Below are 15,714 nucleotides of genomic sequence, written 5' to 3'. Positions count from 1 at the left end.
TTAAAATGAAACCGCTCTGCTATATGGTATAAATTTTTATGAAAAATAAAAAAAACGGGCTAAAAATTTGCTGATCCATAAAAATCAATTATCTTTGTCGCCTTTCATTTTTACTTTTTATTAGATTTATTTCAAACTGCACTGTCTTTTAGGCAATTGCAGTTTTTTTATTGTAGGAATTTGGCAAATTCCCACATAACAATTCCTCCGCAAACACTCACATTTAAAGAATGTTTTGTTCCCAATTGCGGGATTTCAATGAAAGAATCAATATTCGGTAACGCTTCATCACTGATTCCTTCTACTTCATTTCCCAAGATCACGGCATATTTTTTATCGGGGTCAATTTTAAAATCGGTAATAGGTTCGCTTTCCGTGGTTTGCTCAATGCCTATAATTTCAAAATTTTGACTCTTTAAATCATGAATGGCAATATTAATATCAGATTCGTATGACCAGTCTACACTTTCTGTGGCGCCTAATGCAGCCTTGTGAATTTCCCGGTGAGGCGGTTGAGGAGTAATCCCGCACAAAATAATTTTCTGAACTAGAAAAGCATCTGCCGTCCTGAATGTTGCGCCAACATTATGCATACTTCTGATATTGTCTAAAACCACAACCAGTGGGATTTTCTGAAGGCTTTTAAAAGTTTCCACATCAACTCTGTTGAGCTCTTCCAGTTTTAATTTATGTGCCAAAATATTTTTTCTTATTTTATTTACGAGTTCTTATATAGTAACAGATGTACTTCTTAATTATTTTATTCCCATAATCTGATGTACGTTTTTCTCAATATTCTGAGCAATGGTTTCCATTGGGATATCATTTTCATCATTATTGAAAGGGTCTTCAATTTCCTCGGCAATCAGTTCAAGGCTCATTAAAACGTAATACACAAAAACGGTTAGTGGGATCATGAAAAGACCAATATTGATAACATACGCAATCGGCAACGCCAAAACATACAGAATGATGAATTTTTTGACAAATGAAGAATAGGAATACGGAATCGGAGTGTTTTTTATTCTTTCGCAGCCGCCACAAACATCGAGAAACCCTGAAAGCTGGGTATCGAGGTAGATCATTTCAAGATCAGAAATTTTCCCTTCTTTTTTTAAATGATTCAATTTATGGGTCAAAAAAATAATGATCTCACTTGGGCCATGATGTTTCAGTGCGTTTTCAAGATCAGAATAATCTTCGTCCAGAGCCAGTCTCGTGGAATCCCGGGAAAGATGCTTGGCTAAAAAATGAGGAAAGAATTTCAAATATCTTGCAATCTGCTGCGCATCAGCTTTGTCATTTTCAAGAATGGCATTTATTTTTATGGCAAAATTTCGGGTATCGTTTACTAATTTCCCCCAGAGTTTTCTGCCTTCCCACCATCGGTCATAGGCGCTGTTTGTTCTGAAAACCAACAATAAAGACAATACAAAGCTGAGTAAAGAATGGATCATCCCTACATGACTGATGCCAGATTCTGAGGTAAGATGAAAATATTCTATCTCCAGAAACTGAATTCCCCAAGAATACAGCCCTACCAAAAGCATCGTCGGAAATAGTATTTTCAAGGTATCACTATGATGAAGGCTGAAGAGGATTTTCAGAAAATGTTTGGTATTGTATACTCTCATGGCTTGTATGTCTTGTGCAAAGATAAATTTTTATAAAATTCAAAAAACTAATTTTATTTTGAATTAAATGTTGTATTGAATTAATATATATGTAATCAGGTAGTATATTTAATAATTAAATCTAAATTTTATGAAAATATTTTATGTAAGTTTATTTTTTATATCTCCAATCTGTCTTTTTAAATGCCAAAATTCTTACACACCTGCGAAGTTGAACAAAGATCTCTCGACATTTACAAAGTCAAAACTTGTTTTGCAGAGTGAAATTACTACCTTGGTTTCTATCGAAAAGTGTAAATATTTAATAAAAGCAAGAAGCTATGCTGCTCCTATAGGTTTTACTGCAAAGAAAGATGTGAAAAATGCAGCGAAAGGAATTGATGAATGGGTAGAATTAGATAAAGGAAATACATATATACTTACAAACTATAAATGGGTAACAATTGATAACTATGGTACTGCACAATTATATGTGGATTTTGATACTTTAGATTGTATTAATTAATTTAAATAAAATAGTATTTTTAAATTATTTTAAGCATCAAAAACCAATTTGCCTCAAGGATTTTATTTCTTACTTTTACCAACCCAATTCAAGAACGATTGTAATGGCAAAGGCAGCGAAAAAAGAAACTCCGTTAATGACGCAGTACAATACCATCAAGGCAAAATATCCTGATGCGCTTTTGCTGTTCAGAGTAGGAGATTTTTACGAAACTTTCGGTCAGGATGCGGTGAGAACGTCCCAGATTTTAGGAATTGTTCTTACAAAAAGAGCCAATGGAGACGGTCATATCGAGCTGGCCGGTTTTCCGCATCATTCGGTAGATTCTTATCTGCCGAAACTGGTAAGAGCCGGAATCCGTGTTGCCATCTGTGATCAGCTGGAAGACCCGAAAACCGTGAAAGGAATCGTAAAGCGAGGTGTTACAGAACTGGTGACTCCCGGAGTGACTTTCAATGACCAAGTTTTAACCTCAAAAAAGAATAATTTCCTGCTTTCGCTTCATAAAGAAAAAGAAAAATACGGAATCGCTTTGGTAGATGTGTCTACAGGAGAATTTTTAGTCACCGAAGGAAATCTTGAGAAAATTTTACACATCATCAACACATTTGATCCCAGTGAAATTATCTATCAGAGAAGTGTACAGATTCCTGATCAGCTCAAAAACAGGAATGCTTTCAAACTGGAAGACTGGGCGTTTCAATACAATTTTGCGTACGAAAAACTTACCAATCAATTTAAAACCAATTCGTTAAAAGGTTTCGGGGTAGAAGAGCTGCCGTTGGCAATTACAGCAGCAGGAGCCATTTTTGCGTATTTGGTAGAAGATACCCATCACAAATTATTGGCGCATATTACCAAAATAAAGATCATTCCGCAGGAAGATTATCTGATGATGGATCATTTTACACTGAGAAACTTAGAAATCGTCTATCCAAGCCATCCGAAAGGAAAATCGCTGCTTGATATTATTGACAGGACTTCTACTCCGATGGGCGGAAGACTGCTCAGAAGAAGAATTATTCTTCCGCTGAAATCGGTGAACGAAATCGGAAGAAGACTTTCTTTAATTGATTTTTTGAACGAAAACGATTCTCTTAAATATGAGATTTCACAACTTTTAAGAGCTGTTTCAGATTTAGACCGGTTGATGGGAAAACTGGCTTCTGAAAAAATCTGCCCCAAAGAACTGGGATATCTTCGTCAAAGTTTAATCAATATTAAGAAAATTAAAGAATTGATTCATCCGCATGCCGATGTTTTGGCATGGCTGGAACCATTAAATTCTTTAAATGAATTAATTGAACTGCTTGAAAATCATCTGAATGATGAGCTTCCTGTACATCTTGCCAAAGGAAATGTAATTAAACAAAATATTTCAGAAGAGCTGGATCATCTCAGAGGTCTGCAGAATAAAGGCCGTGGTTTTCTGGATGAAATGTGTCAACGGGAAGTAGAACGCACCGGAATTACCAGTCTGAAAATTGATTTTAATAATGTTTTCGGATATTTTATTGAAGTAAGAAATACCCATAAAGATAAAGTTCCGGCTGACTGGATCAGAAAGCAGACGCTTGTAAATGCAGAAAGATACATCACTGAAGAGCTGAAAGAATACGAAAGCCAGATTCTGGGCGCCGAAGAAAAAATTAGCATCCTTGAAAATCAGCTGTACCGTAAAGTGTGTTCTGATACGATGATCTATATTGACAAGATTCAGGAAAACTCCACTATCATTGCACAGCTGGACGTTGCTGTAGGATTGTCCGAACTGGCTGTTTCCGAAAGCTACACGAAACCGGTTTTAAACGAGGGCTTTTCCATTGATTTAAAGGAAGCGCGACATCCTATTATTGAAAATGCGCTTCCTTTAGGAGAAAAGTATATTCCGAATGATATTTACTTAGATAAAGATTCTCAGCAGATCATCATGGTTACCGGACCAAACATGGCCGGAAAATCAGCAATTCTCCGGCAAACGGCAATAGTATGTTTAATGGCGCAAATCGGAAGTTTTGTCCCGGCAAAATATGCTGAGATCGGGGTTCTGGATAAAATTTTTACAAGAGTAGGAGCAAGCGATAATATTTCTGCCGGCGAATCTACTTTTATGGTGGAAATGAATGAAGCCGCTTATATTTTAAATAACATTTCAGAGCGCAGTCTGATTTTATTAGACGAAATCGGCCGCGGAACCTCCACATACGATGGAGTTTCTATTGCATGGGCAATCGCGGAATATCTTCACCAACATCCGACCCAGGCAAAAACTTTGTTTGCAACGCATTATCACGAACTGAACGAAATGACCGTTACGTTTGAACGGGTGAAAAATTTTCATGTTTCCATTCAGGAAAATAAAGGAAATATCATTTTTTTACGAAAACTGATTTCTGGAGGAAGTGAGCACAGTTTCGGGATTCATGTGGCAAAACTGGCAGGAATGCCTTCCAAAGTGGTCAACAGAGCCAATGAAATTCTCACCACACTCGAAAACAGCCGTGCTCAAAGCGGGTCATCCGAAAATATTAAAAGAGTGACCGAAGAAAACATGCAGCTTTCTTTTTTTCAGCTGGACGATCCTGTTCTGGAAAATATTAGGGAAGAATTGACAAAAATTGACATCAATACTTTGACACCGATTGAAGCTCTGATGAAGCTGAATTCTATTAAAAAGATGATCGGCGGTTAGTATTTCTTAGTGGTTAAAGGAAAAGTATAGAGATAACGCACCTTTTTATCCCCAATCATAGCCGGTTTCCAACGGATGAAAACTCTTTTCAGTCCTAATTCTGCGGCTTCTGTATGTTTTTTATCGCTTCCTAATGCTACAACATTACGGATATATCCGTCTTTTTCAACAATAAAATATATTCGGGTATCGAGTTTCTGGTTGTTTTTGAGCTCTACGTTATCCATTTTTTCAGTAAAAAGCCTTTTAAATAAAGCCATTCCTCCGGGAAATTCCGGAGCCTGATCAGCTTTTACCGCTACATCATCCAGTTTTAAACGGGTTTTCAAAACAGCATAATTTGGGATTTCAGAAATATGAGTATAAACTGGGTTTTTGGCCTGATTTTTCTGGGAAAAACAGAAAATACTACAGATTATTCCGAATAAAAATAATGCTTTTTTCATTGATTGGTTTTTAAACTGCCGTAAAAATGAATTTACTCTATAAAAATCAATCAAACATAATACCAATGTAATTTCGCACTTTTCAATGCCTTTTCCTATTACTATTCTGGAATTTTACAAATATGTTGAAATATAGAAATGATTTCAGTTTTTTAAAATAAATTAGCTTAGTTTTTAAAAACCATGATGACTTTTCAATTTAACTTAAAATATTTCATAGCAACAATTATCATTTTTTTAATTGAAGTTTTGATAGCTACCAAACTCAAAGACAATTTCTTTATCAGAGCCTATTTGGGAGATGTTATTGTAGTAATTCTTTTATACACTTTCATTAGAAGCTTTTTTAAGACAGATGTTTACAAACTCATTTTCGGGATTTTTATGTTTTCCTGTTTAATAGAATTTGCCCAGTTTTTTAATATTGCCGAAAAATTAGGCTTCCGTAAAGGAAGCCTCATGTATATTGTGATCGGAAATTCTTTTTCCTGGATTGATATTGTGTGTTATGCAACAGGATGCTTTATTCTTTTACTATTTGTAAAAATAAATCATCACAAAAAGTTGGAATAGAAATTATCTTCCAAAACTGTCATATTTGTCTTCCGCATATTTAATGAAACGGTTCAAAAGCACAACATTTTCTTTTTCCATCGGCGAAAGGTCGTTGTCTACATTGGCGGAAACAGGAATATACCATTCGGTCTGTTCAAAAAAGTTTCTGTAGGTTGCTTTCTTAAATGAATAGCCGTGTCTCGCAAAAACTGAATTTTTAATGATTTCCAGATCCAGCTTTCTCAGGTTTTTAAGATCTTTTTCCGTTAATTTTTGTTTGGAAGCATTTATTCTGAAGACAGCCTCTGAAGCGATTCTGTTTTTAGAAGAAGTATAGGTTTCTGTCTTTCCGGATTCTTCATCGGTATATTTTTCGGTAAAATCTTTCGGATTTTCCCAATCGATGAGGTCAGAATTTTCATCCAGCATAAAATTAGGATTGTATACAAATTCTTTTTTTGTCAGCTTCAGCATTTTAGAAGGCGCGTTTACGGCTTTCGTGTTAAAAGCGGTCCATTTTCCGGTTAGGCTGTCGTTTTTAAGTTTCACCTCAAACCGTCCGTCGGTTTTATCATTTCCCGGCTCATCAAGCACAAAAGTTTTTGAAGCCTCATTAAAAATCCCTCTGAAAGGACGCTGATTTCCATTCACAATACTTTGTCCGTACACACTGTCTTTGGTGATTCGGTTGATCTTCAAAGAGATTTTTTTGTAATCGGTTCCTTCATAATATTCATCGGTTTCGCTATCGTGCATTCTCGCTTTTCCGGCAAATTCACCGGTATAAATGCCGTAATATTCTTTATGGGTTTCCGGAATGACTGCAGAATCTTTTTTTACCATCAGCGTATCATTCTTAGCGTTTTTTACATCGGCCTCTTTTTTACAGGCCACTAAAATGACAGTGAATAAGGAGACGAACGTTAATTTTAAAATTTTCATATATGTTTTTTTGAGATTAAATATTCGATGATGAGGATATTGGGAACCCAGCCGAGCCATGCAATAATCTGATACACATCCATCGGATTCGGGTGGAATAAATATACAATAAAAACCTTCCACATTCTCAGGGTAATGGCAGAAACTGTTAATGCAAAACTTCGCCACATCCACTGTTGATGTTCCTTAAATTTTTTCTGTCTTGCAAACCGATACGCTTTAAAAGTACAAAACCACCAGAGACAGCCTAAAATCACGAATGATATTTTTGAAAAAACCCCGCCATTGGCAAAAATCCCCATATAAATCCCGGATGGTGCTGCGAAAAATAAGATCAGAAAAATGTATAATTTTCCAATATTTCTGTGAAAGTTTTTTAAGATGAAATCTTTTCTTAGAATGGCTAAAAACCCGCTCAGTAAAACAAAAATACTGGTGTAAACATGCGTGAAAAAAAAGTAAAGATATTCCGGTCGTTCAGCAACTTCCGTTTGTTTGATCATTAAAAAGCTGACATTGGGATCAAAAGGAATGTATTCTAGAGTAATTTTAAGCATGAGCCAAAAGAAATATGCGAATCCGATGATGAAAAGGATTTTAAAGAGATTCGACATGCTTTTTTTTGTTGAAAACATGGGATAAACTTATTCGAAACTCATTGTAATAGGTAATCTGAATCTGAATTTTACAGGTTTTCCGTCTATTTCAGCAGGTTTCCATTTTGTTTTTGCCATTGCTTTTATAACACGTTCCATTTCTCTATTCATTGATTTATTATCTCCAATAATCACGATATCACTCATGTTTCCTTCTTCAGAAACTACAAATCGAGCTTCAGATTTTATTCTGCCTCTTACATTGATATTGCTGCTGTTAAAAGTTTTGGCAAAATTATTTCTGAAAGCACTGATTCCTCCAGGATATACAGCGGGTGAATCGACTTTATCTACTTCTTGGTACAAATTATCTTTCTTTTCAAGTTCAAAAGTTTTATTGATGTCTGAAATTTTGTTTTGGGAAAAAATTAGGGTGAAACCTAAAAATAGTATTGAGATTAAAGTTTTTTTCATAAATGTATTTTTTAATTGTTATTCAAGTCCTGCGAAATTAGCCAAGCTTCACTCCAGCAAGCCTGAAAATTAAATCCGCCGGTTACGGCATCAATATTCAGAACTTCTCCCGCAATATAGAAATTAGGCAAAAGTTTGGAAGACATATTTTTAAAATTAATCTCTTTCAAATCTACGCCTCCTGCGGTGACAAATTCATCTTTAAAAGTAGATTTCCCGGTGACCTGAAATTTCTTTTTGCAGAGGTTTTCAACAATTGCCTGCATTTCTTTTCCTGAAACATTGGCGATCTGTTTATTCAGATCAACTTTTGAAACCTCCAGGATTCTCTGCCAAAAACGGTTTGTCACCTCAAAAATCTTCGATTGGCCGATGGTTTTTTTGGGATTCGACTGTTTAAAATTTTGGAATAATTCTTCCGCTTCATCCATATCTTTCGAAATAAAATTAACCTCAATTTCGAAATGGTATTTCACTTTGGCCAGATTAATGGCTTCCCACGCCGAAATTTTCAGAATTGCAGGCCCGGAAAGTCCCCAATGCGTAATAAGTAAAGGCCCGCTTTCTTCCGTTTTTAAAGCGGGGATGGAGGTTTCTGCATTTTCAAAACTGGTTCCCGCTAAGTCTTTCAGTAAATCATCTTTTATATTGAAAGTAAATAAAGATGGAACCAAATCAACAATACGATGGCCCAGATTTTCAATCATTTTTAATGATTTCGGTGAACTTCCGGTGGTGTAGATGACAACATCAGCTTCAAAATCACCCAGACTCGTTCTTACAACATATTTTTCATCCTGCTTTTCAATTTCTTTTACCGAACATTTGGTCTTTACTTCAATATTTTTTTCCTGAATTTCGTTTAGGAAAGTATTGATAATCGTCTGTGAAGAATTGCTTTCAGGGAAAACCCTGTTGTCATGCTCGACCTTTACCGAAACTTTTCGTTGATCAAGCCATTCCATCATATCGCCCGGTTGAAATTTAGAAAAGACACTCCGTAACTCTTTGTTTCCGCGCGGATAAAACTGCACCAATTCCTTTGCGTCAAAGCAGGCATGGGTCACGTTGCATCTTCCGCCTCCCGAGATTTTCACTTTCTGCAGTACATCAGAATTCTGCTCAAGAATTGTAATTTTATATTGCTTTTCGTCAAGATTGGCTGCACAGAAAAATCCTGCTGCACCGCCCCCGATAATGATAATTTGCTTCATAATTGTTTAATCTTATGCTGAAGATTATTTTTTCAAAAGTACAATTTTTATAACCCATCTTATTTGAGTAAATTTGAAGAATTATAATTTTTGAACTTTAACGTAAAATTATAACCACAAAAGTCAGAAAAGCCTTTGCAACATATTAGTTTAACGTTGATTTTCGCTAACGTGAACGTAAATGTTTTCAAAGTTGTACACTTTCTTGTTTGTTCGAAGATATTTGAAAACGGTGATACATTTTTGTGGTTAATGAATAAGTTCAATTTAAAACGATTATTAAATGATTTTTTACCATACATTCGAAGTTCGCTGGAGCGATCTTGACGCCAATAAGCATCTTGCAAACTCGTCTTACGTAGCGTATTGCGCGCAAACCAGAATGGCTTTTATGAAGAAAGAAAAAATGGGAGTTACGCAGATGAGCCGATGGGGAATCGGTCCTGTGATTATGCACGAACGGTTTTCTTTTTTTAAAGAAATATTTGCTGATCAAAAGGTAATCGTGAGCCTGGAAATCGACGGTTGTGCAGAAGATGCTGCAATCTATCGTTTTGTGCATAAATTTTATCTTCCGGACGGTTCGCACTGTGCCACCTCAGAAGCCACTGGTGTTTGGATTGATACAATGCTGAGAAAAATGACTTCTCCGCCGGATGATGTCGTTGAAGCTATGAATAAATACAAAACTGCTGAAACCATTCTAATGACAAGGGAAGATTTTAAAAAGCTTCCTTTCCGGCCGGAAAATATTGATCCGGCAACATTTAACTAATAAACAATAAGTGGGAACATGATTGACAGAATGAAAGTTCTTCCGAATCATTTATTAATGATCAACCAACTATTATAAAAATTTATGTTTGAAGATAAAGAACCGGAATTAACACCCATTTCCAAATTAGGAGAATTCGGGCTGATAAAACACTTAACAGAGCATTTCCCTCTATCTAACGAATCTTCGGAGGTTGGCGTAGGAGATGATGCGGCCATAATTAATCCCGGAAACAAGAAAGTGGTGTTGACGACGGATGTTTTGGCAGAAGGCGTTCATTTCAATTTAGGATATGTTCCGTTAAAACATTTGGGGTACAAAGCGGTTGTGGTAAATCTTAGTGATATTGCAGCGATGAATGCAACACCCACCCAGATTTTGGTTTCTTTGGCGGTTTCCAACCGTTTCCCGGTAGAAGCTCTGGAAGAATTATATTCAGGAATTCAGGCGGCTTGCGGAAGATACAAAGTAGACTTGATTGGTGGAGACACCACAAGTTCCAATGCTGGTTTGGTCATGAGCATTACCGCAGTCGGAATTGAAGACGAAGAAAACATTGTGAAAAGAAATGGCGCAAAACCCAATGATTTGCTTGTCGTAAGCGGAGATTTAGGAGGTGCTTATATGGGGCTTCAGATTTTGGAAAGGGAACATGCTGTTTTCCTCGCCGATCCCAACATGCAGCCGGAAATGGAAGGTTTTGATTATATCTTAGAAAGGCAGCTAAAGCCGGAAGCCAGAACAGATGTCAAAGGAATATTAGAGCAATTGGATATCAAACCGACATCCATGATCGATATTTCAGACGGTTTGGCATCGGAAATCCTTCATCTTTCAGATCAGTCGAAAGTAGGTTTCAGATTGTATGAAGAGAAAATCCCGATGGATAATCTCACCATCACTACGGCAGATGATTTTAATTTGAATCCTGTCATGACAGCTTTAAGTGGGGGAGAAGATTATGAACTGCTGTTTACGATTTCGCCGAATGATTTTGAAAAAATAAAAAACCACCCGGATTTTACCATTATCGGCCATGCTGTTGAAAAAGAAGAAGGGAATTTCATGGTCGCGAGAGGTTCTAACCAATTGGTGGCATTGACGGCGCAGGGTTGGGATGCTTTTTTAGCAAACCAATAAAATAATTAAGATTTAATTTTAGTAGAAAATAGTTATAATTTAAAGAGCCGGTCTATATAGGCCGGCTCTTTAAATTATATATTAAATTATGCTTTCACAATATTCACAATCACTTCGACCGCCTTCTCCATACTCTCCAGAGCCACATATTCATAAGGTCCGTGAAAATTCATTCCGCCGGCAAAAATATTGGGACACGGAAGTCCCATATATGATAATTGGGCGCCGTCTGTTCCGCCTCTGATCGCTTTTATTTTCGGTTCGATTCCGGCTTCCTTCATAGCTTTTGCAGCAAGGTCGATGATGTGCATTTTGCCTTCAAACTGCTGCTTCATGTTTCGGTACTGTTCTTTAATCTCTACTTCAGCCGTTCCTGCACCATACTTTTGATTAAATTCAGCTACTTTTTCCTGCATGAATTTTTTTCTGGCCTCAAACTTTTCTTCGTCATGATCACGGATGATGTATTGAAGTTTACCTTCAGAAACATCAGAAGTGACCTCCATTAAATGATAAAATCCGTCAAATCCTTTTGTGGTAGAAGGTGTCTCGTCTGCGGGAAGCGATTGAATAAATTCTGCCGCCAAAAGACTCGCATTCACCATCTTTCCGAAGGCGTAACCGGGATGTACGCTCAATCCGTGAATTTTAACGACAGCTCCAGCCGCATTGAAGTTTTCATATTCTAATTCTCCAACCTCACTTCCATCCATGGTGTACGCAAATTCTGCCCCGAACTTTGCCACATCAAATTTGTGTGCGCCTCTTCCGATTTCTTCATCCGGCGTAAAACCGATCGCCATTCTTCCGTGCTTGATTTCAGGGTGCGCAATCAGATATTCCGCAGCGGTTACGATTTCTGCGCAGCCGGCTTTATCATCGGCTCCGAGAAGCGTATTTCCGTCAGTAGTAATGATCGTCTGTCCGATATATTGTTGTAAGCTTTCAAATTTTGAAGGAGATAGAGTAAAATTGCTTTCTTTATTTAAAATTAAATCTTCTCCCTGGTAATTTTCCCAAACCTGCGGCTTTACATTTTCTCCGCTGAAATCAGGTGACGTATCATAATGAGAAATAAATCCGATCGTAGGCTGGCTGTCATTTTCCAGATTAGATGGAACATAGGCCATAATATATCCGTGATCGTCAATAGAAACATCTTCCAGACCAATTGTTTTTAGCTCTTCTACAATGTAATGGGCAATGTCCCACTGTCTTTCCGTAGAAGGTGTGGTTTCACTTTCTGCGTCACTGGTTGAATATATTTTTACATAGCTGAGAAAGCGGTTCAGTAATTTCTCTTTCCACAAAGGGTTGAATTCGATTGTACTCATTAGATGTTATAAATTTTAACAAAGTTAACAAATTTGACGCTGAGATCGGTTTTTTTGTATTTGAATATATAGGATCGAAATTATGAATCAGATATAAATTATTGGTTATCAAAAGAATCTTAGCTTTGTCATGAACCAGAATATAATTGTTTTAGTTTTATTATATTTGAGAAAATCAAAAGTAAAAATGTTTCTTACAGAATGTCCTAGAGATGCCATGCAAGGTTGGGGAGAATTTATCCCGACTTCCAAAAAAATAGACTATATCAACTCATTGATGGAAGTGGGGTTTGATGTATTAGACAGTCTGAGTTTTGTTTCTCCGAAAGCAATTCCGCAGATGGCAGATTCTGATGAGGTTGCAGAAAATATTGATAAATCCTTATCCAACACAAAAGTTTCTGCGATTGTAGGAAATTTCAGAGGAGCCGAGAAAGCGTTAAAGCATCAGTCGGTAGATATTTTAGGTTTTCCGTTTTCTATTTCGGAAACTTTTCAGCAGAGAAATACCAATAAAAGCAGGGAAGAAGCTTTTGAAGAAACCGTAAAAATGCTGGATTTGGCGCGAAGTGAAAACCGCGAATTAAACATTTATTTTTCAATGGCATTCGGAAATCCTTATGGGGAAGCTTGGAAATGGGAGGAGGTCGATTTCTGGGCAAAAAGGTTTTCTGAAATCGGGATACAAAATATCTTACTTTCTGATACAACGGGAGTTGCAACAGCAGAAACGATTTCTCTTTTGTTTGAAAAACTTCCGGTGCTACATCCGGAAATCAATTTCGGCGGGCATTTTCATAACCGTTACGAAGATTCTTATTCTAAATTAAAAGCGGCGTACGATAAAGGCTGCCGAAGATTCGACAGTGCCATAAAGGGAATTGGCGGATGTCCGATGGCAGAAGATGATCTGGTAGGAAATATGCCGACGGAACAGGTCATCAATTTCATGAGCGTTGAGAAAGTAGAGCATAAATTAAATTTGTTAAATTTCGAAAGCGCCTATAACAAAGCGAAGGATATTTTTCATTTTTAGATTATGAAAAAGTTATATATTTTTTCCTTTTTTTATTTCTCATCATTCTTTTTTGCCCAGAAGGTTGAAAATCTTTTTAATGAAGAAAAATTTGCTGAATTGATCAATCTGGAAAATCAGAGTTCAAACTTTACAAATCGTGAGCTATATTATTTAGGATTTGCTTTTTTTAGGCAAGAAGATGATAATAAAGCAATTGAATATTATGATAAAGCAATTAAAAAAGGATTTGACAATCCTATTATCTTTTTTCAGAAAGGGCTTTCAGAAATGTATCTTCAAAAATATGATGATGCCTTAGCAAACTTTAATACCGCAATTTCATCAGCCGCAATTGCTGAATTTTATATTGAAAAAGCGAGAATTTATCATCTTAAGAAGGACTTTATAAATGAAGAAAAAGTATTTCTTGAAGGGCTGGAAAAATCGGAGGTTAAGAATGATAAATGGTATCTTGAATTAATAAAAAATGCAGGCAATTTTTATTATGCTCAAAATAAAAATTTCCAGAAATCTGAGAATATTTATTATGATGGAATTTCAATATATCCTTCAGAATATATTTTGTATGAAAAGTTGATAAAGTCCCTAAATGCCCAAAACAAATTTTCAGAAGCCAATATTTATTTTGAAAAAATGAGAAATTTTTATAAGGAAAAAGTACTTCCGGAAGATTATTTAAATTTTAAAAATGTTGCTGTAGATGAGACTGAATGGAATGGACAGTGGATTAATATTTATAAATCTTTCGAAAGGCCAAAAGAAATGCTCGACTCTATCTATAAGGTTTATTTGATTGATAAAAGCGGGGAAAAAGTTGAACGAAAATTCAATATAGAAAAGACTTTGCAAATTGAAAAAACTGATCCAGAATTTGTTATTTGCGAAGAATCTGAGAAAGGGCATACAACTTATCCAACTGGTTTTAAAGACGATAGTTTCACAATCAAAGAGCTCAGAAACGAAATCACAGCGATTCTGAATAGTAAAAAATAAGAGGCTAAAATATCAATAGAAGCGGGCTTTAGCCCGCTTTACCTTATTTAATCAAATGGCTAAAGCCAAAAATCATATTATTAACCAAAATCAACAGAATGTTACCTATCATTTCACCATCAGAATTAAAAAATCTCCCCAATGAAAATCATATCGTACTTGATGCGAGAGTCGGAAAAGATGCCTTTCAAAATTATTTAACAAGACATATAAAAGGAGCAAGATTCATTGATTTAGATAAAGATCTGGCTGAAATTGGAGAAAATGCTGCTTTTGGAGGAAGGCATCCGCTTCCGAGTATAGAAAAATTCGCACAGACCCTTTCCAATCTTGGAATTTCAGAAAATTCTCATGTTATTGTTTATGATGACAAAAACGGAGCAAATGCCGCCGCAAGAGCTTGGTGGATGTTAAGATCTTTTGGGCTGAAAAATGTACAGGTTTTAGATGGAGGATTTCAGAATGCAGAAAAAGAACAGGTAGAATTTTCTTCCGGTGAAGAAATTTTTGAAAAGTCTGATTTAATTAAAAAAGAAAGATGGCTTCTTCCTGTTATGGGCTTAGAAGATGTTGAAAATGAGCTGACTAACAATTCTTCCACTGTTATTGACGTAAGAGATGCCTATCGTTATAGAGGCGAATCTGAGCCTATAGATTTAGTTGCGGGGCATATTCCTGGAGCAATAAATATTCCTTTTTCTGAAAACCTTGACGAAAATGGCTATTTCCTGAAACCGGATATTTTAAAGAAAAAATATTCAGAATTTTTGAAAAATAAACCTGAAAATTTAGTTATTCACTGTGGTTCTGGCGTTACAGCATGTCATACGATTTTGGCGTTGGATTATGCCGGCTTTCAGATTCCTGGCTTATACGTTGGCTCATGGAGTGAATGGAGCAGGAGAGAAGGAAAGGAAATTGCAAAAGATCTTTAATGAATTTTTTTACTGTTGCAAAAGTGGAAGTAAAGCCAAACAAAAAAATTTTAATCTAAAAAAAATAAAGGCTGTCAAAACTATTGACAGCCTAATTTATTTAATGGATAAAATTAAAGCATTCCCAGTTCAAACTTCGCTTCCTCACTCATCATATCTTTGTTCCAAGTTGGTTCAAAAGTGAGTTCCAGATCTACTTCGTTCACGTTTTCTACTTCTTTTACTTTGTCCTTTACCTCTTGCGGAAGACTTTCCGCAACGGGACAGTTAGGACTCGTTAATGTCATGATGATTTTAACATCGCCTTCTTCTGAAATCTGAACATCATAGATCAATCCCAATTCATAAATATCTACCGGAATTTCAGGATCATAAACGGTTTTCAATACTCTTATAATATCTTCTCCGATATCGGCAATCTGCTCGTCTGTAAATTTCAT

General features: G+C 36.1%; 17 protein-coding genes. 8 read left to right on the top strand and 9 right to left on the bottom strand.

Annotation, left to right across the window (positions count from 1 at the left end):
* Positions 1-167: 167 nt before the first annotated feature.
* Positions 168-698, bottom strand: coding sequence for an RNA methyltransferase (locus N0B16_RS08435; protein ID WP_262990378.1), 531 nt, complete (start codon positions 696-698; stop codon positions 168-170).
* A gap of 57 nt (positions 699-755) precedes the next feature.
* On the bottom strand, positions 756-1,634 hold the full coding sequence (locus N0B16_RS08430; RefSeq protein ID WP_262990377.1) for a bestrophin family protein: 879 nt from the start codon (positions 1,632-1,634) through the stop codon (positions 756-758).
* Positions 1,635-1,764: 130 nt separating this feature from the next.
* On the opposite strand from N0B16_RS08430, the gene N0B16_RS08425 reads away from it, so the two are divergent.
* Together N0B16_RS08425 and mutS are read left to right on the top strand one after the other, a co-directional pair.
* Positions 1,765-2,139 carry a hypothetical protein gene (locus N0B16_RS08425; RefSeq protein WP_262990376.1) on the top strand — a complete coding sequence of 125 codons (375 nt, stop codon included), beginning with the start codon at positions 1,765-1,767 and terminating at the stop codon, positions 2,137-2,139.
* Positions 2,140-2,242: 103 nt separating this feature from the next.
* A complete protein-coding gene (mutS, locus tag N0B16_RS08420) occupies positions 2,243-4,831 on the top strand; it encodes a DNA mismatch repair protein MutS (RefSeq protein WP_262990375.1) in 2,589 nt (862 codons plus the stop codon).
* On the opposite strand, the gene N0B16_RS08415 is transcribed toward mutS, so the two are convergent.
* Positions 4,828-5,277, bottom strand: coding sequence for a hypothetical protein (locus N0B16_RS08415; RefSeq protein ID WP_262990374.1), 450 nt, complete (start codon positions 5,275-5,277; stop codon positions 4,828-4,830). The two genes, mutS and N0B16_RS08415, sit on opposite strands and share 4 nt — an antisense overlap.
* Positions 5,278-5,463: 186 nt before the next feature.
* Here N0B16_RS08415 and N0B16_RS08410 point away from each other — a divergent pair, with 186 nt between their 5' ends.
* On the top strand, positions 5,464-5,850 hold the full coding sequence (locus tag N0B16_RS08410) for a ribosomal maturation YjgA family protein (protein ID WP_262990777.1): 387 nt from the start codon (positions 5,464-5,466) through the stop codon (positions 5,848-5,850).
* 3 nt (positions 5,851-5,853) lie between these two features.
* On the opposite strand, the gene N0B16_RS08405 is transcribed toward N0B16_RS08410, so the two are convergent.
* From N0B16_RS08405 to N0B16_RS08390, 4 genes are read right to left on the bottom strand one after another with little or no spacing between them, the layout of a single operon-like run.
* Positions 5,854-6,774, bottom strand: coding sequence for a YARHG domain-containing protein (locus tag N0B16_RS08405; RefSeq protein ID WP_262990373.1), 921 nt, complete (start codon positions 6,772-6,774; stop codon positions 5,854-5,856).
* A complete protein-coding gene (locus tag N0B16_RS08400; protein ID WP_438265271.1) occupies positions 6,771-7,388 on the bottom strand; it encodes a DUF2306 domain-containing protein in 618 nt (205 codons plus the stop codon). Before N0B16_RS08400 ends, N0B16_RS08405 begins: the two co-directional genes overlap by 4 nt.
* A 30-nt stretch (positions 7,389-7,418) precedes the next feature.
* Positions 7,419-7,844, bottom strand: a complete 426-nt coding sequence (locus N0B16_RS08395) for an energy transducer TonB (protein WP_262990370.1) — start codon at positions 7,842-7,844, stop codon at positions 7,419-7,421.
* Between the two features lie 11 nt (positions 7,845-7,855).
* On the bottom strand, positions 7,856-9,058 hold the full coding sequence (locus N0B16_RS08390) for a BaiN/RdsA family NAD(P)/FAD-dependent oxidoreductase (protein WP_262990369.1): 1,203 nt from the start codon (positions 9,056-9,058) through the stop codon (positions 7,856-7,858).
* A 283-nt stretch (positions 9,059-9,341) separates the two neighbouring features.
* Between N0B16_RS08390 and N0B16_RS08385 the strand changes: the two genes are divergently transcribed.
* Positions 9,342-9,833, top strand: coding sequence for an acyl-CoA thioesterase (locus N0B16_RS08385; protein WP_262990368.1), 492 nt, complete (start codon positions 9,342-9,344; stop codon positions 9,831-9,833).
* A gap of 84 nt (positions 9,834-9,917) precedes the next feature.
* Positions 9,918-10,973: a thiamine-phosphate kinase gene (gene thiL, locus N0B16_RS08380; RefSeq protein ID WP_262990367.1), complete on the top strand. Its 1,056-nt coding sequence runs from the start codon at positions 9,918-9,920 to the stop codon at positions 10,971-10,973.
* Between the two features lie 86 nt (positions 10,974-11,059).
* On the opposite strand, the gene pepT is transcribed toward thiL, so the two are convergent.
* A complete protein-coding gene (gene pepT / locus N0B16_RS08375; protein ID WP_262990366.1) occupies positions 11,060-12,307 on the bottom strand; it encodes a peptidase T in 1,248 nt (415 codons plus the stop codon).
* A gap of 187 nt (positions 12,308-12,494) precedes the next feature.
* Here pepT and N0B16_RS08370 point away from each other — a divergent pair, with 187 nt between their 5' ends.
* The 3 genes from N0B16_RS08370 to N0B16_RS08360 all read left to right on the top strand — a co-directional run bounded on the left by N0B16_RS08370 (position 12,495) and on the right by N0B16_RS08360 (position 15,274).
* Complete coding sequence (locus tag N0B16_RS08370) at positions 12,495-13,343, top strand: hydroxymethylglutaryl-CoA lyase (RefSeq protein ID WP_262990365.1); 849 nt, start codon at positions 12,495-12,497, stop codon at positions 13,341-13,343.
* 3 nt (positions 13,344-13,346) lie between these two features.
* Positions 13,347-14,339: a tetratricopeptide repeat protein gene (locus N0B16_RS08365; protein ID WP_262990364.1), complete on the top strand. Its 993-nt coding sequence runs from the start codon at positions 13,347-13,349 to the stop codon at positions 14,337-14,339.
* 98 nt (positions 14,340-14,437) lie between these two features.
* Positions 14,438-15,274 (top strand): sulfurtransferase, encoded by an 837-nt coding sequence (locus N0B16_RS08360; protein ID WP_262990362.1) that lies wholly within the window; start codon positions 14,438-14,440, stop codon positions 15,272-15,274.
* Positions 15,275-15,387: 113 nt separating this feature from the next.
* Here N0B16_RS08360 and N0B16_RS08355 read toward each other — a convergent pair whose 3' ends face one another.
* Positions 15,388-15,714 carry an SUF system Fe-S cluster assembly protein gene (locus tag N0B16_RS08355; protein ID WP_262990361.1) on the bottom strand — a complete coding sequence of 109 codons (327 nt, stop codon included), beginning with the start codon at positions 15,712-15,714 and terminating at the stop codon, positions 15,388-15,390.

Origin of the sequence: Chryseobacterium gilvum (assembly GCF_025628965.1) — a bacterium.
In the GTDB taxonomy this organism is placed as follows: domain Bacteria; phylum Bacteroidota; class Bacteroidia; order Flavobacteriales; family Weeksellaceae; genus Chryseobacterium; species Chryseobacterium gilvum.
The sequence above is the reverse complement of the archived record's forward strand: the minus strand, read 5'-3'. Positions and strand labels throughout refer to the sequence as shown.